The organism is Thermomonas flagellata (genome assembly GCF_022419185.1).
GTDB lineage: Bacteria > Pseudomonadota > Gammaproteobacteria > Xanthomonadales > Xanthomonadaceae > Thermomonas > Thermomonas flagellata.
The window spans coordinates 20690-35300 of the sequence record NZ_JAJOZK010000006.1 but is presented as its reverse complement, the minus strand read 5'-3'; the positions used below and the strand labels follow the sequence as shown (position 1 = coordinate 35300).

16 protein-coding genes are annotated in these 14611 nt (G+C 72.1%); 5 read left to right on the top strand and 11 right to left on the bottom strand.

Annotated features, from left to right (window positions below):
• Positions 1–37: 37 nt before the first annotated feature.
• The 5 genes from ML340_RS07085 to ML340_RS07065 all read right to left on the bottom strand — a co-directional run bounded on the left by ML340_RS07085 (position 38) and on the right by ML340_RS07065 (position 4259).
• Complete coding sequence (locus tag ML340_RS07085) at positions 38–1402, bottom strand: S8 family serine peptidase (RefSeq protein WP_240098128.1); 1365 nt, start codon at positions 1400–1402, stop codon at positions 38–40.
• A 6-nt stretch (positions 1403–1408) separates the two neighbouring features.
• Positions 1409–1930, bottom strand: a complete 522-nt coding sequence (locus ML340_RS07080) for a hypothetical protein (RefSeq protein WP_240098126.1) — start codon at positions 1928–1930, stop codon at positions 1409–1411.
• Between the two features lie 32 nt (positions 1931–1962).
• A complete protein-coding gene (locus tag ML340_RS07075) occupies positions 1963–2538 on the bottom strand; it encodes an RNA polymerase sigma factor (protein ID WP_240098124.1) in 576 nt (191 codons plus the stop codon).
• A 205-nt stretch (positions 2539–2743) separates the two neighbouring features.
• Positions 2744–3562 (bottom strand): pyrroline-5-carboxylate reductase, encoded by an 819-nt coding sequence (gene proC / locus ML340_RS07070; RefSeq protein ID WP_240098122.1) that lies wholly within the window; start codon positions 3560–3562, stop codon positions 2744–2746.
• Between the two features lie 4 nt (positions 3563–3566).
• Positions 3567–4259 (bottom strand): YggS family pyridoxal phosphate-dependent enzyme, encoded by a 693-nt coding sequence (locus ML340_RS07065; RefSeq protein WP_240098121.1) that lies wholly within the window; start codon positions 4257–4259, stop codon positions 3567–3569.
• A 122-nt stretch (positions 4260–4381) separates the two neighbouring features.
• Between ML340_RS07065 and ML340_RS07060 the strand changes: the two genes are divergently transcribed.
• Genes ML340_RS07060 through ML340_RS07040 form a run of 5 tightly spaced genes read left to right on the top strand, consistent with a single transcriptional unit; the run spans position 4382 to position 8661 of the window.
• Complete coding sequence (locus ML340_RS07060) at positions 4382–5419, top strand: type IV pilus twitching motility protein PilT (RefSeq protein ID WP_240098119.1); 1038 nt, start codon at positions 4382–4384, stop codon at positions 5417–5419.
• Between the two features lie 43 nt (positions 5420–5462).
• Positions 5463–6590: a PilT/PilU family type 4a pilus ATPase gene (locus tag ML340_RS07055; protein ID WP_240098117.1), complete on the top strand. Its 1128-nt coding sequence runs from the start codon at positions 5463–5465 to the stop codon at positions 6588–6590.
• 46 nt (positions 6591–6636) lie between these two features.
• Positions 6637–7203, top strand: coding sequence for a YqgE/AlgH family protein (locus ML340_RS07050; RefSeq protein ID WP_240098115.1), 567 nt, complete (start codon positions 6637–6639; stop codon positions 7201–7203).
• Positions 7204–7210: 7 nt separating this feature from the next.
• Positions 7211–7681: a Holliday junction resolvase RuvX gene (gene ruvX, locus ML340_RS07045; RefSeq protein ID WP_240098114.1), complete on the top strand. Its 471-nt coding sequence runs from the start codon at positions 7211–7213 to the stop codon at positions 7679–7681.
• Positions 7682–7731: 50 nt separating this feature from the next.
• Entirely contained in the window at positions 7732–8661 is a 930-nt protein-coding gene (locus ML340_RS07040; protein ID WP_240098113.1) for an aspartate carbamoyltransferase catalytic subunit, read from the top strand.
• 66 nt (positions 8662–8727) lie between these two features.
• Here ML340_RS07040 and ML340_RS07035 read toward each other — a convergent pair whose 3' ends face one another.
• From ML340_RS07035 to ML340_RS07010, 6 genes are all read right to left on the bottom strand, one after another.
• Positions 8728–9522 carry a carboxylesterase family protein gene (locus tag ML340_RS07035; protein WP_240098111.1) on the bottom strand — a complete coding sequence of 265 codons (795 nt, stop codon included), beginning with the start codon at positions 9520–9522 and terminating at the stop codon, positions 8728–8730.
• Positions 9523–9542: 20 nt separating this feature from the next.
• The gene (gene mgtE / locus ML340_RS07030; RefSeq protein ID WP_240098108.1) at positions 9543–10904 is read right to left on the bottom strand and encodes a magnesium transporter; all 1362 of its coding nucleotides are present in this window, start codon (positions 10902–10904) and stop codon (positions 9543–9545) included.
• A 196-nt stretch (positions 10905–11100) separates the two neighbouring features.
• Positions 11101–11337 (bottom strand): thioredoxin family protein, encoded by a 237-nt coding sequence (locus ML340_RS07025; RefSeq protein ID WP_240098106.1) that lies wholly within the window; start codon positions 11335–11337, stop codon positions 11101–11103.
• A 23-nt stretch (positions 11338–11360) separates the two neighbouring features.
• Positions 11361–12428, bottom strand: coding sequence for a permease (locus ML340_RS07020; protein WP_240098103.1), 1068 nt, complete (start codon positions 12426–12428; stop codon positions 11361–11363).
• 186 nt (positions 12429–12614) lie between these two features.
• Complete coding sequence (locus ML340_RS07015; protein WP_240098101.1) at positions 12615–13214, bottom strand: sigma-70 family RNA polymerase sigma factor; 600 nt, start codon at positions 13212–13214, stop codon at positions 12615–12617.
• Positions 13215–13255: 41 nt separating this feature from the next.
• Entirely contained in the window at positions 13256–14566 is a 1311-nt protein-coding gene (locus ML340_RS07010) for an arsenic transporter (protein ID WP_240098099.1), read from the bottom strand.
• Positions 14567–14611 lie beyond the last annotated feature (45 nt).

Here is a 14611-nt window from a genome sequence, read left to right as displayed (position 1 = left end):
CGCGCGGCGCATCAGCCGTGGGCGCTGTCGGCGTGGCTCAGCGCCCCGCTGCCGGCCACAGCGGCAATCCGCAGCCGGTCTGCGGATCCGGCCCCGGCGGAGGCAGGTCGCGCGCCCGCGTGCACAGGCTGGCGGCATCCACCGGCAGGCCGCGGGCAAGCCGCTGCGCGATCCAGGCGGTGACCAGTGGGGCGGCGAACGAGGTGCCGCTGCGGTAGCGGCCGTCCTCGCGCCCGGGACTCGGCACCCACAGCTCGACGCCAGGGGCGGCGAGGGTGATGTAGCGGCCGCGGTTGCCATCCCGCCACGGTCGAGCGCGCGCGTCGACCGCCGCGACTGCAATCACCCCGGGCAGGGCGGCGGGATAGGGCGGCGCGGCCTCCGGTCCGCCGTTGCCGGCGGCGGCGACCACCGCCGCCAGCCGCGGCATGGCGCGCCGGAAGGCGAGCGCGGTGACTGCATCCGGGGCGGCGCCGAGGCTGACGTTCACCACCTGCGCGCCCTGTCGCAGCGACCAGTCGAGCGCGCGCAGCACGTCCAGCGGGCGGGCGCGCACCCGGTCTTGCGGGTCGGAAGCGAGCACGGCCGCATCCAGCAGTTCGATGCCGGGCGCCAGCCCAGCGAAGCGGCGGCCCTCGGGGCCGCGCGCGCGGCAGGCCAGCAGGCAGGCGATGTCGGTCGCATGCAGGCCGGGATCGGCGGCATCGCCTGCGAGATCGAGGCGCTGCAGGCCGGCCAGTTGCAGGCCGACGGCGGGGTCGGCCAGGCCATCGATCAGCGCCACCCGCACCGGCTTCGGCAGCGGCGGGGGATCGCCGGCGATCCCGAGCAGGGCGGCGGCGTAGAGGCGGCCGGGGCGGCTGCCGGGCAGCGCGGGCCCGTCCTGTTGCGGATACCACCACGGCGCGCGGTCGGCGGTCAGCTCCGGATGCCGGGCCTGCAGCGCCTGCTGCATGGTCGCCACCTGCTCGGGCGTGGTCTGCAACTGGGCGACCATCAATCCGAGGTCGTCCAAGCGGGCCTGCGACGTGAGCTGTGCGCCGGTTTCGGCAGCCAGCGAGGCCGGGTCGAGGCCAGCCTCGACCGGAAAGGCGACCAGCAGCGCGCCGGGCAGGTAGGCCTCGGGCGTCTCCGGCGCGGCCAGCAGGCGGCGGCCCAGCTGGAACAGCTGGCCGACGTCCACCTGCACCCCGACGCCCATCCCACCGCCGCTGCGCGCGGGTGCTTGGCCGGTGGTCGGGGGCTGCTTCACCGGCGGCGGGGTGCCGCCGGTCTGGGCGAATACCGGCAGGGCGGCCAGCCCGAGCAGCAGCGCAAGAGCGATTTGCAGGCGGCGCCATCCGCGCCGGACCGCGTGCGCGGAGGTCGGCGCGGAGGTCGGCAGGGCAGGCCGGGGCGGCATCGGGCCTCAGGTCTCCGGGACAGGATCGGCGCTGTCCACCAGCGGGCTGGCGCGCAGCGCGTCGAGTGTCTGCGGAGCGCGCGGGCGTGCCACCGCGACCGTGTACAGGCCGAGGGCGCTGGGCCCGGCGACGATCGCGGCGTCCAGTGCCTGCAGCAGGGCGTTGACCTCAGCGATGCGCGCCTCGCTGGCGAACGCGACCTGCAGCTGGACGCGGTCCGTGCCAGCCGCAGGGGCGTTGGCCGGGGCCGAGAGCGGGGCGAAGTCCTGCGCCGGTGGCGGCGCGGGCGTGCGGCCAGGCAACAGGGCCAGCACCAGCACCGCACAGGCCATGCCCCCGGCGAAGGTGAGCGCCGGGCGCCACAGCGCCTGCCAGTCCAGCCAGCGGCGCCGGGGCGGCGGCAGCTGCGCCTGCAGCCGCCGCCAGGCCGCGCGCTGGTCCAGCCGCGGGGTCGCGCTGTCCCAGTGCTGGCGCAGGCGGCGGGCGAGGGCGTCGTCGCGCAGCCGGGGGTCGTCGTGCTCGTCCATGCCGTGAGGGTCGCCGCAGGGAGTCTGTTTTTTCAACGCGGATCGCCGCCGTCGCCTGCCAGGCTACGGCGCAGCCGCTGCCGCGCCAGGTGCAGGCGGGTGCCGACCGTCGCCAGCGGCACCTGCTGGATGCGGGCGATCTCCGCCAGCGACAAGCCCTCGTAGGTGAACAGGTACAGCGCCTCGCGCTGGACCTCCGGTAGGCCGTCCAGGGCCTGCGCGAGGCGGGCGTCGTCGCAGTCGGCGCACAGCCGGTCCAGCGGGCTGGGATCGGGGTCGGCGGCATGCGCGAGCAGCTGGCCGTCGTCGTCGGCCTGCTCGCGCCAGTGCTGGCCGCGCCCGCGCAGGACATCGCCGACTTTGTGGCGGGCGATGCCCAGCAGCCAGGCGCGCAGCGACGTGATCCGGCCGCGCTGGGCCGCGGCCTGCCGCCACAGTGCCAGCAGGGTGTCGCTGACCACATCCTGCGCGTCCTCGGGGCTGCCGAGCCGGCGCAGGGCAAAGCCGAACACGGCCTGGCCATGGGCTTGCAGGGCCTGGTGCAGGGCGCGCTGGTCGCCGCCGGCGATGCGCTCCAGCAGGGTGGCCTCCTCTGCGGAGACATCCATGCGTGTGTTCATGCCGGGACCCGGAATCACCAGAGGGGCGTGCGTGCGTGGCGCAAGCTGATCCTAGCCGATCGGCTGCCTGCCGGCGCCGGCGCGCGCCGACATGACGCAGATTTAATGCGTCAGGCAATGCCGCGCCGGGGCGTCGGAAAACGGCTCGCCCGCGACCGCGCCGATGGTTGGCGGCGAGCGATCGCGCCGGGCGTCAGCCTGCCGCGGCCGCCAGCTGTTCGCCGCGTACGCGCGCGGCGTGGATGGCGGCGGCGACCAGCGTGCGCAGGCCGCCGGCTTCGAAGGTCTCGATCGCCGCCTGGGTGGTGCCGCCGGGGGAGGTGACCCGGTGCCGCAGTGCGGCCGCGTCCTCGCCGGTTTCCGCCAGCATGCGCGCGGCGCCGAGCAGGGTCTGCACGGTCAGCGCGCGCGCGCTGGCCTCCGGCAGCCCTTCCGCGACCCCGGCGGCGAACATCGCCTCCGCCAGCAGGAAGACGTAGGCCGGCCCGCTGCCGGACAGCGCGGTGACGGCATCGATCTGCGCCTCGTCCTCCACCCACACGCAGATTCCGGCCGCGGCCAAGAGCTGCGCGGCGAGCGCGCGTGCGGCGGGGTCCACCGCAGGACCGGCGTACAGGCCGGTGGCGCCGGCGCCGAGCTGGGCCGGGGTGTTGGGCATCGCGCGCACGATGCGCTGGCCGCCGCCCAGCCAGGCATCGATCGCGGCGCTGCGCACGCCGGCGGCGATCGACACCAGCAGCGGCCGCCGCGCCTGCGCCTGCGGCGCCAGTTGCGCGCAGACCGCGCGCAGCACCTGCGGCTTGACCGCCAGCACCCAGAGGTCGGCATCGGCGACCGCGCCCGGGCCGTCGGCGAACACCGGCACCCCGAAGTCGGCCTGCAGCGCATCGCGCAGTGCCTGCACCGGCTCGGCCACGCGCAGCGCCTGCGCCGGATGGCCGCGTGCGATCAGGCCGCCGATGAGGCTGCGTGCCATGTTGCCGCCGCCGACGAATGCGATCACCGGATCCATCTCTTCAGGCCTCCTGTGGCTTTGCGGGGCGCGGCCCGAACAGGGCGCTGCCGATGCGCACCATGGTCGCACCTTCGGCGATTGCGTCCAGATAGTCCTCGCTCATGCCCATGGACAGGGTGTCGACCTCCGGATGCGCCGCCTGCAGGGCCTCGAACAGGGTGGACATCGCGTGGAACGCGGCGCGCCGCCGCGCCCAATCGGGGTCCGGGGCGGGGATCGCCATCAGCCCGCGCAGGCGCAGCGCCGGCTGGGCGGCGATCGCCTCTGCGAGCGCGGGCACGTCCTGCGGACGGCAGCCGGATTTGCTGGCCTCGGCGTCGATGTTGACCTGCACCAGCACGTTCAGCGGGCCGGCCTGCGGCGGCCGGTGGCGGGCCAGTGCCGCGACCAGCTTGGGCCGGTCCACGGTCTGCACCCAGTCGAACGCCTGCGCGGCCTCGCGCGCCTTGTTCGACTGCAGGTGTCCGATCAGGTGCCATTCCAGCCCCTGCCCGCGCAGCGCCGCGATCTTGGGCAGCGCCTCCTGCACGTAGTTCTCGCCGAACGCGCGCTGGCCCTGCGCCGCGAGCGCCGCGATCTCGGCGGCGCTGCGGGTCTTGGACACCGCCAGCAGGCGCGGGGCTGGCCGTCCCGGCAGCCGGGCCGCGTTGTCGAGACGTGACAGGAGTGCGGCGAGCGGCGTGACTGGCTGCATGGCAGGGCAGGGCGGCGGTTGACAGTGGGGGTGGGGCGTCCATACTGCCCGCGGGGTGCGGGCGACGCCACGGGATCGGCGCCGCCGGCGGGGATCAATCAACGGCTGGGGCGGGGAGACGCATGGACATCGCTGAACTGCTGGCATTTTCGGTCAAGAACAAGGCCTCGGACCTGCACCTGTCGGCCGGCCTGCCGCCGATGATCCGCGTCGACGGCGACGTGCGCCGGATCAACATCCCCGCGCTCGAGCACAAGCAGGTGCACGCGCTGATCTACGACATCATGTCGGACAAGCAGCGGCGCGACTACGAGGAGTTCCTCGAGGTCGACTTCAGCTTCGAGATCCCGGGGCTGGCGCGCTTCCGCGTCAACGCGTTCAACCAGAACCGCGGCGCCGGCGCGGTGTTCCGCACCATTCCCTCCGAGGTGCTGACCTTGGAGGACTTGGGCTGCCCGCGCGTGTTCAAGGACCTGATCGAGCAGCCGCAGGGCCTGATCCTGGTCACCGGGCCGACCGGATCGGGCAAGTCGACCACGCTGGCGGCGATGCTCGACCACATCAACAAGAACCACTACGGGCACATCCTCTCGATCGAGGATCCGATCGAGTTCGTGCACACCTCCCAGAAGTGCCTGATCAACCAGCGCGAGGTCCACCGCGACACCCACGGCTTCAACGAGGCGCTGCGCTCGGCCCTGCGCGAGGACCCGGACTACATCCTGGTCGGCGAGATGCGCGACATCGAGACCATCCGCCTGGCGCTGACCGCCGCCGAGACCGGCCACCTGGTGTTCGCCACCCTGCACACCAGTTCCGCGGCCAAGACCATCGACCGCATCATCGACGTGTTCCCGGCCGGCGAGAAGCCGATGGTGCGCTCGATGCTCTCGGAGTCGCTGCGCGCGGTGATCAGCCAGTCGCTGCTGAAGAAGATCGGCGGCGGCCGCACCGCCGCGTGGGAGATCATGGTCGGCACCCCCGCGATCCGCAACCTGATCCGCGAGGACAAGGTCGCGCAGATGTACTCGGCGATCCAGACCGGCCAGAACGTCGGCATGCAGACCCTCGACCAGCACCTGCAGGACCTGGTCAAGCGCGGCATGGTCAGCCGCCAGCAGGCGCGCGAGTACGCGCGCGACAAGCGCCTGTTCGAGTGATCCCGCCGGCGCCGCGCGCGCCGGCCGCCCAGGAGATCCGCCCATGAGCATCGACTTCACCTCGTTCCTCAAGCTGATGGCGCACCAGAAGGCGTCGGACCTGTTCATCACCGCCGGCATGCCGCCGTCAATGAAGGTGCACGGCAAGATCAGCCCGATCACGCAGAACCCGCTGACCCCGCAGCAGAGCCGCGACCTGGTGCTGAACGTGATGACGCCGGCGCAGCGCGAGGAGTTCGAGAAGACCCACGAGTGCAACTTCGCGATCGGCGTGGCCGGGGTCGGCCGCTTCCGCGTCAGCTGCTTCTACCAGCGCAACCAGGTGGGCATGGTGCTGCGCCGGATCGAGACCCGCATCCCGACGGTGGAGGAGCTCAACCTGCCGCCGATCATCAAGACCCTGGCGATGACCAAGCGCGGGATCATCCTGTTCGTGGGCGCCACCGGCACCGGTAAGTCCACCTCACTGGCGGCGATGATCGGCTACCGCAACCAGAACTCGACCGGGCACATCATCACCATCGAGGATCCGATCGAGTTCGTGCACAAGCACGAGGGCTGCATCATCACCCAGCGCGAGGTCGGGATCGACACCGACAGCTGGGAGAACGCGCTGAAGAACACCCTGCGCCAGGCCCCGGACGTGATCATGATCGGCGAGATCCGCACCCGCGAGGGCATGGACCATGCGATCGCGTTCGCCGAGACCGGGCACCTGGTGCTGGCGACCCTGCACGCCAACAACGCCAACCAGGCGATGGACCGCATCATCAACTTCTTCCCGGAGGACCGCCGCGGCCAGCTGCTGATGGACCTCTCGCTCAACCTCAAGGGCGTGATCGCGCAGCAGCTGATCCCGACCCCGGACGGCAAGGCGCGGCGGGTGGCGATGGAGATCCTGCTCGGCACCCCGCTGGTGCAGGACTACATCCGCGAGGGCGAGATCCACAAGCTCAAGGACGTGATGAAGGAATCCGTGCAGCAGGGCATGAAGACCTTCGACCAGAGCCTGTTCGAGCTGTACCAGGCCGGCGAGATCAGCTACGAGGACGCGCTGCGCTACGCCGACTCCGCCAACGAGGTGCGGCTGCGCATCAAGCTGGCGCAGGGCGGCGATGCCACCACCCTCGCGCAGGGGCTGGACGGCGTGGTGGTGGCCGAGGCGCGCTGACGCCCGCCCGCCGCGGCGGGCGGCAGCGACGGGCTACAATCGGCACATGCCGACCGCCGTCCCGACGCTCGCCAACCGCCTGCTGGTCGCCCTACCGACCCTGCACGACCCGCACTTCGCGCAGACCGTCACCCTGCTGTGCCAGCACGACGCAGACGGCGCGATGGGCATCGTGGTCAACCGCGCCACCGACTACACCCTCGGCGAGCTGCTGCGGCAGATGGACATCGGCTGCGACGATGCCGCGCTCGCGGCGCGCCCGGTGCTGGCCGGCGGCCCGGTGCATCCCGAGCGCGGGTTCGTCGTGCACGATGGCGCACAGGCCTGGGATTCCAGCCTGGAGATCGGCGACGGCCTGCGCCTGACCACCTCGCGCGACGTGCTCGAGGCGATGGCGCGCGGCCAGGGCCCGGCGCACGCGCTGGTCGCGCTCGGCTGCGCCGGCTGGGGCGGCGGCCAGCTGGAGCGCGAGCTGATCGAGGACAGCTGGCTGCTGGTCCCGGCCAGCCGCCCGATCCTGTTCGAGCTGCCGCTGGAGCAGCGCTGGCAGGCCGCCGCCGGCAGCATCGGCGTGGATCTGCTGAACCTGGCCGGCCACAGCGGCCACGCCTGAACGGCGCATGTCCCCGGCCACCCCCCTGCCGCCCGCGCACGGCCTGGTGCTCGGGTTCGACGTCGGCGCGCGCCGGATCGGGGTCGCGGTCGGCCAGGCCATGACCGGCGGCGCCAGCGCGGTCGCGGTGGTCGAGGTCGGCAACGCCGGCCCGGACTGGGCGCGGATCGACGCCCTGCTGCGGCAGTGGCGCCCGCATGGCCTGGTGGTTGGCGATCCCATGACCCTGGACGGCGGCGACCAGCCGATCCGCCAGGCCGCGCGCGCGTTCGCGCAGGAACTGCAGCGCCGCAGCGGGCTGCCGGTGGCCATGGTCGATGAGCGCAACAGTTCGCAGGAGGCCGCGCGCCGGTTCGCCGCCGCGCGCGCCGACGGCCGCCGCCGGCGGCGCGATGCCGAAGCGTTGGACGCACTCGCCGCGGCCGTCATCGTCGAGCGCTGGCTGGCCGCGCCGCACGCCGCCAGCCCGCCACCCTGATCCCGCCCATCCCCGTCCTGCCGCCCGCTTCCGACTGCGCCGCCGCCCGCATGCCCACGACGACCGCCCGCGACCGCCCCCGCCACCTGCTCGACCTCGCCGCCCTGCCGGCCGCGCGAATCGACGCCCTGCTGTGCCGCGCGCAGCAGTTCGCCGAGGGCGCGCAGGCACCCGCCGCGTTGGCCGGGGTGGCGGTGTGCACGCTGTTCTTCGAGCCCTCCACCCGCACCCGCCTGAGCTTCCAGCTCGCCGCGCAGCGGCTGGGCGCGCACGTGCTCAACTTCGACGCCTCCACCGCGTCCACCACCAAGGGCGAGACCGACCTCGACACCTTCCGCACCCTGCAGGCGATGGGCGTGCGCGGCTTCGTGGTGCGCCACAAGGCCGACGGCGCGGTGGCGGCGCTGGCCGCGGCGGCGCAGCCCGGGGTGGCGGTGCTCAACGCCGGCGACGGCCGTAGCCACCATCCCACCCAGGGCCTGCTGGACATGCTCACCCTGCGCCAGGCCAAGGGCGAGGATTTCTCGCGGCTGAAGGTGGTGATCGTCGGCGACGTGAAGCACTCGCGGGTCGCGCGCAGCGACCTGCACGCCCTGCGCGCGCTGGGCTGCGGCGAGATCCGCGTGTGCGGCCCGGCGGCCTTGCTGCCGGACGACGACACCCTGGCCGGCTGCGCGGTCAGCCACGACCTCGACACCGCGCTGGACGGCGTGGATGCGGTGATGATGCTGCGCCTGCAGCGCGAACGCATGGCCGAGGGCCTGGTCGCCTCGCTCGACGACTACCACCGCGCCTACGGCCTCACCGAAGCCCGCCTGCGCCGCGCCGCGCCGGGCGCCATCGTCATGCACCCCGGCCCGATGAACCGCGGCGTGGAAATCACCGACGCCGTCGCCGATGGCCCGCAGTCGCGCGTGCTGGTCCAGGTCGCCAACGGCGTGGCCGTGCGCATGGCGGTGCTGGAGGCGCTGCTCGGCTGAGCGCCCGCCCGCCGCACATGCGGTGGGAGGAGGTTTTGCCGGTGGTCGACGGAGCCGGCCCCTGCTTCAGCGCCGCTGCGCGAACAGCCAGTCCCACAGCGCGGGGGTGTCGGCGTAGGCCGGATCCCAGCTGTTGTGGTTGGCATCGGGGAACTCGGTGTAGCGCGCGTCGCGGGCGCCGGCGGCATGCAGCGCGGCGGCCAGGCGGCGGTCGTCCTCCGGCGGCACCACGTCGTCGCGGGCGCCGTGGAAGATCCAGATCGGCACCCGCTGCAGCCGCCGTGCGATCTCGGCGTAAGGATCCGGGGCGTCCGCGACCGCGGCGACGAACAGGGTGTCGCGCTCGGCGCGCGGCTGGCGCACGCCGCCGCACACCGGCACCAGCGCGGCGAACCGTTCCGGCGCGCGCAGGGCCACGTCCCACACGCCGTAGCCGCCCATCGACAGGCCGGTCAGGTACTGCCGGCGCGGGTCGCCGCCGAACTCGCGGCGGGCCGCCTCGAGCGCGGCCAAGGCGAAGTCCGCGTGCGCGCTCCACTCGCTGCCTTCCGGAGCCTGCGGGAAGACCACGATGGCCGGGAAGCGGTCGCCCTGCGCGCGCACCACCGGGCCGAGGCCGACCAGGGTCGGCTTGCGGCCATCCTCGCCGCGCTCGCCGGAGCCGTGCAGGAACAGGATCACCGGCGGGCGCCGACCGGCCGCGGCGGTGGCCGGCACGAACACCTGGTAGCGGCGCAGCCGGCCGTGGTCGTCGAGCTGGCGTTCCACGAACACGCCGTGCGCGCGCGCGGGCGGCAGGCTTGCGCAGCCGGCGAGCGCGATCGGCAGCAGGGCGGCGGAGGCGAGCAGGGCGCGCAGCATGCCGCGAGCATGCGCCAGCCTCAGCGCAGCAGCAACACCGTGGCCAGGCCCAGGAAGGTGAAGAAGCCCATCACGTCGGTGACGGTGGTGAGGAAGATGCTGCTGGCCAGCGCGGGGTCGTAGCCGAAGCGCTTGAGGGTCACCGGCACCAGCACCCCGGCGAGGGCGGCGAACAGCAGGTTGCAGGTGAGCGCGATGGCGATCACCAGCGACAGGCCGAGGTCGTGGAACCACAGCAGCACCACCACCGCCAGCACCAGGCCGAGGCCGAGGCCGTTGAGCAGCGCCACCCGTGCCTCCTTCCAGAGCAGGGTGCGGATGTTGGAGGCGCCCACCTGGCCGAGCGCCAGCCCGCGCACCATCAGCGCCAGCACCTGGGTGCCGGCGTTGCCGCCCATGCCGGCCACGATCGGCATCAGCACCGCCAGTGCGACCAGGCGGTGGATGGTGTCCTCGAACTGGCCGACCACGCTGGCGGCCAGGAACGCGGTGGCGAGGTTGATGCCCAGCCACAGCATGCGCCGGCGGGTGGCGCGCCAGACCGGGCTGAACAGGTCCTCGTCCTCGTCCAGGCCGGCCGCGCCCAGGGCCTGGTGCTCGGCCTGCTCGCGGATGATGTCCACCACGTCGTCGATGGTGATGCGCCCGAGCAGCACGTTGTTGGCGTCCACCACCGGCGCGGAGATCCAGTCGTGGTCGGAGAACTGGCGCGCCACCTCCTGCTCGCTCTCGTGCACGTCGATCGCCGGCTGGCTGTCGTCCAGCAACTGGTTGATCGGGGTCGAAGGCTCGTGGGTCAGCAGCGCCTGCAGCGCGATCCGGCCGAGGTACTGGTGGCGCTTGCTGACCACGTACAGGTGGTCGGTGTGCTCGGGCAACTCGCCGCGCAGGCGCAGGTAGCGCAGCACCACGTCCACCGTGGTGTCGGCGCGCACGGTCACCACGTCCGGGTTCATCAGGCGCCCGGCGGTGCCTTCCTCGTAGGAGAGCACCTGCTCCAGGCGCTCGCGGTTCTCGCGGTCCATCGACTTGAGGACCTGCTCGACCACCGCGTCCGGCAGGTCCTCGGCGAGGTCGGCGAGGTCGTCGATGTCCAGCTCGGAGGCCGCCGCGACCAGCTCGTCCGGATCCATGTCGGCGATCAGCGACTCGCGCACCTCCTCGCCGACGTGCACCAGCACCTCGCCGTCGTCCTCCGGATCGACCAGCCCCCACACGACCGAGCGCTTGGCCGGCGGCAGCGATTCCAGCAGGTTGCCGATCTCCGCCGGGGAGAGCGTGTTGACCAGCCGCCGCACCGGCCCGAGCCGGCCGCTGTCCAGGGCGTCGCTGAGCAGGCGCAGCTGGCGCGCGGTCTTGTCGTGGCGGAGGGCTTCGGCCAAGGCACGCTATCCGGAGGGGACGCGGCCGGGCGGCGCGCGTCAGGGCGGGTCGAACCGCATCCGCGTGGGCGCGGGCAGCGGCGCGGGGCAGGGCGGCGCGATTATCGCCGGCCCCCGCCGGGCTGTCATGCGGCCGGCCTCAGCCGCCGAGCCAGCGCCAGCAGGGCCGCGGCGGAGATGGATTAGATATGCATGCTCACGCTCCCACCCAGCTCTCGACCTGCGCGCGGGTCGGGATGCCGCCCGCATGCACCACTTTGCCGTCGATCACCACGCCCGGGGTGCGCATCACCCCGTACTGCATGATCGAGGCAATGTCCTCGACCTTGCTCACTTGCGCTTGCACGCCCTTGGCCTTGACGACTTCTTCGACCAGTTTTTGCGTGGTCTTGCAGCTGGCACAGCCGGTGCCGAGGATTTTGATATCGAGCATGTCATCTCCTTGGGGAAAAGCGGTCACATCACCGCGTTGAACACATAGCCGACGAAGATGATGCCCACCGCCACCACGCCGGCGAACAGCGCGATCAGCCGGGGCTTCATCACTTTTTTCAGAATCATGAATTCGGGGAAGGACAAGGCGGTGACGGCCATCATGAACGCCAGCGTCGTGCCCAGCGCCGCGCCCTTGCCCAGCAGCGCCTGCACCACCGGGATAATCCCGGCGGCGTTGGAATACATCGGCACGCCGATGAGCACGGCCAGCGGCACCGACCACCACGCGCTCTTGCCCATGAGGTGCGCCATGAAGTCCTGCGGCACGTAGCCGTGGATCCACGCGCCCACGCCGACGCCGGCGACGATGTACGGCGCGACTTTGAGCACGATGTCGCGCACATGCTGCCAGCCCTGCGCGAACCGCGCCTGCCAGCTCATGCCACCGTCCTCGCCGTGCACCGCGGGCATGTCGAACACCCATGGCTCGACGAGCTTGACCGGGTTCATGCGCCCGATCACCGCGCCGGCGACGATGGCCACCGCCAGACCGAGGCCGAGGTAGAGCGCGGCGATCTTCCAGCCGAATAGGCCGAACAGCAGCGCCAGCGCGACCTCGTTGACCATCGGCGCCGACACCAGAAACGAGAACGTCACCCCCAGCGGCACGCCTGCGGTGAGGAAGCCGATGAACAAGGGAACGGCCGAGCAGGAGCAAAACGGGGTGACGATGCCCAGCACCGCCGCCAGCACATTCCCCACGCCTTGGCGCTTGCCGGCGAGGATGGCGCGGGTGCGCTCCGGGGTGAAAAAGGTCTGGATCACGCCGACGACGAACACGATCAGCGCCAGCAGCATCAGCACCTTGGGTACTTCAAAGGCGAAAAAACTCACGGCGCCGTACAGATGGCTGCTCGGCGCCATGCCGGTGGTTGCGGCCAGCCAACGCATGAAGGCGTCGGTGGCGGGTTCCAATTGGCTGTAGAGCGCGAACCAGCTGAGCACATAGAGCACCGGCACGATCCAGGCGCGCCAGGCGGGGGCCGCGGCACGCACGGCGCCGGGGCCAGGTTGGACTTGGGTATTCATCGGGATTCCTCAGATCGACTCTGCTGCCGGTGAAGACGGCGCAGGGTGAAAAAGGATGCAGGGGCCCGTCGATCCGCTGGGACGCGGGTCACGGCAAGGGGTGCTGATGCGGCCCGGACGATGTGCGCAGCGGCTGGGTGCGCGGCGCTGCCGCTCGAACAGGCGAGGGGTGCGGACGGCCGCGGCTCAACCGGCAGGGTCCGTGGGGGCGCAGCGCGTCGGGCCGGTGTGACAACACACTTGGCCCGTGTCCGGGTCGAAGCGCACGCCGCAGCGCTCCAGCAGCACCGCGCGCAGCCGGGCGCGGGCACGCTGCACCCGCGACTTGGCACCGGGCAGCGAAAGCCCGCGCTGCTGTGCATACTCCGCCTGCGTCAGTCCGCCGAGGTCGCATTGCTCGATGGCGTCGCGGTCTTCCGCCGCCAGCGCCGCCAGCGCATTGGGCAGGCATTCGGCGAGTTGGTCGATCGGCGCGGGGCCGCCGTTTTCTTGCGGCAGGTCGTCGGGCAGCTGGACCTGCGGGCGTTGCGCCCGCTGGTGGTCGATCAGCAGGTTGCGTGCCACCTGGAACAGCCAGGCGCGGGCGTTGTCCACCGCGCAGAAGCCGCCGCCCTGGCGCACGGCGCGCAAAAACACCTCGTGCAGCAGGTCGTCGGCCACCTCGGGGCCGTCCACGCCCTGCAGGCGATGACGCAGAAAGCCGCGCAATTCGTCCTGCGACTGGCTCCAGGCGCGCAGTACGCAGGGCGGTGCGCCCGTTGATGCGGAACGATCGACGGCATTCATGGCAGGCGGAGTCTAGGCGAGGCGAGCCCGGTCGCCAGTCTTCACACTCCCCAGCTCAGCCGCCACGCCAGCGCCAGCAGGGTGATGAGCAGCACCGGGGTGGTCAGCACCAGGCCGACGCGCAGGTAGTAGCCCCAGCCGATGTGCACGCCCTTGCGGTCGAGCACGTGTAGCCACAACAGGGTGGCGAGCGAGCCGATCGGGGTGAACTTCGGCCCGAGGTCGCAACCGATCACGTGGGCGTAGATCATCGCTTCGCGCACCGCCGGGTCCAGCCCCTGCGCATGGTGGATGCCCAAAGCGCCGATCAGGGTCATCGGCAGGTTGTTCATGATCGAGGACAGGATGGCGCTGATGAAGCCGGTGCCCACCGCGGCCACGGTCACGCCGTAGGGATTGAGCGCTTGCAGCGCCTGCGCCAGATACGCAGTCAGCCCCTGGTTGCGCAGGCCGTAGACCACCAGGTACATGCCGAGCGAAAACAGCACGATCTGCCAGGGCGCGTCGCGGATCACATGCCGGAGGTCGATCACCGCGCCCGCGCCGCGCCGCCACCAGCGCCCGGCGAGGACCATCAGCAGCAACGCCGCGGCGCCGGTCACCGCGGCCACCGGCACGTGATAGGCGGAGGTGACGAAGTAGGCGATGAGCAGCACCGCCATCACCGGCCAGGTCCAGCGGAACACCAGCGGATCCTTGATCGCGCTGGCCGGGGCGTCGAGCTTGGCCAGGTCGTAGCGCGCCGGGATCTCGCGGCGGTAGAACCCCATCAGCACCACCAGCGTCGCGGCCAGCGCGGCGAGGTTGACCGGCACCATCACCGCCGCATAGCGGTCGAACGGAATGCCGAAGTAGCCCGCGGTGACGATGTTGACCAGGTTGGAGATCACCAGCGGCAACGAGGTGGTGTCGGCGACGAAGCCGCAGGCCATGGTGAAGGCCAAGGCAGCGGCGGGCGAGAAGCCCAGCGCCAGCAGCATCGCCAGCACGATCGGGGTGAGGATGAGGGCGGCGCCGTCGTTGGCGAAGAACGCCGAGATCACCGCGCCGAGCACGACCACCAGCGGGAACAGCCGCCGCCCGTGGCCACCGCCCCAGCGCGCCACGTGCAGCGCGGCCCAGCGGAACACCCCGGCGTCGTCGAGGATCAGCGAAATGATGATCAGCGCGACGAAGGTGAAGGTGGCATCCCACACGATATCCCAGACCACCGGGATGTCGCCCCAGTGGATGACCCCGGCGATCAGCGCCAGCGCCGCCCCGCCCAGCGCGCTGTAGCCGATGCCCAGGCCGCGTGGCTGCCAGATCACGAATATCAGGGTGAGGATGAAAATGGCCAGAGCGAGCAGCATGGGCGGGGGCGCGGGTGCAGGCCGCGCGGCGGTGCAGGCGTCCGC

Coding starts and splice junctions, on each gene's coding strand:
- ML340_RS07085 (WP_240098128.1), bottom strand. CDS start 1,402: ATGCCGCCCCGGCCTGCCCTGCCGACCTCCGCGCCGACCTCCGCGCAC.
- ML340_RS07080 (WP_240098126.1), bottom strand. CDS start 1,930: ATGGACGAGCACGACGACCCCCGGCTGCGCGACGACGCCCTCGCCCGC.
- ML340_RS07075 (WP_240098124.1), bottom strand. CDS start 2,538: ATGGATGTCTCCGCAGAGGAGGCCACCCTGCTGGAGCGCATCGCCGGC.
- proC (WP_240098122.1), bottom strand. CDS start 3,562: ATGGATCCGGTGATCGCATTCGTCGGCGGCGGCAACATGGCACGCAGC.
- ML340_RS07065 (WP_240098121.1), bottom strand. CDS start 4,259: ATGCAGCCAGTCACGCCGCTCGCCGCACTCCTGTCACGTCTCGACAAC.
- ML340_RS07060 (WP_240098119.1), top strand. CDS start 4,382: ATGGACATCGCTGAACTGCTGGCATTTTCGGTCAAGAACAAGGCCTCG.
- ML340_RS07055 (WP_240098117.1), top strand. CDS start 5,463: ATGAGCATCGACTTCACCTCGTTCCTCAAGCTGATGGCGCACCAGAAG.
- ML340_RS07050 (WP_240098115.1), top strand. CDS start 6,637: ATGCCGACCGCCGTCCCGACGCTCGCCAACCGCCTGCTGGTCGCCCTA.
- ruvX (WP_240098114.1), top strand. CDS start 7,211: ATGTCCCCGGCCACCCCCCTGCCGCCCGCGCACGGCCTGGTGCTCGGG.
- ML340_RS07040 (WP_240098113.1), top strand. CDS start 7,732: ATGCCCACGACGACCGCCCGCGACCGCCCCCGCCACCTGCTCGACCTC.
- ML340_RS07035 (WP_240098111.1), bottom strand. CDS start 9,522: ATGCTGCGCGCCCTGCTCGCCTCCGCCGCCCTGCTGCCGATCGCGCTC.
- ML340_RS07025 (WP_240098106.1), bottom strand. CDS start 11,337: ATGCTCGATATCAAAATCCTCGGCACCGGCTGTGCCAGCTGCAAGACC.
- ML340_RS07020 (WP_240098103.1), bottom strand. CDS start 12,428: ATGAATACCCAAGTCCAACCTGGCCCCGGCGCCGTGCGTGCCGCGGCC.
- ML340_RS07015 (WP_240098101.1), bottom strand. CDS start 13,214: ATGAATGCCGTCGATCGTTCCGCATCAACGGGCGCACCGCCCTGCGTA.
- ML340_RS07010 (WP_240098099.1), bottom strand. CDS start 14,566: ATGCTGCTCGCTCTGGCCATTTTCATCCTCACCCTGATATTCGTGATC.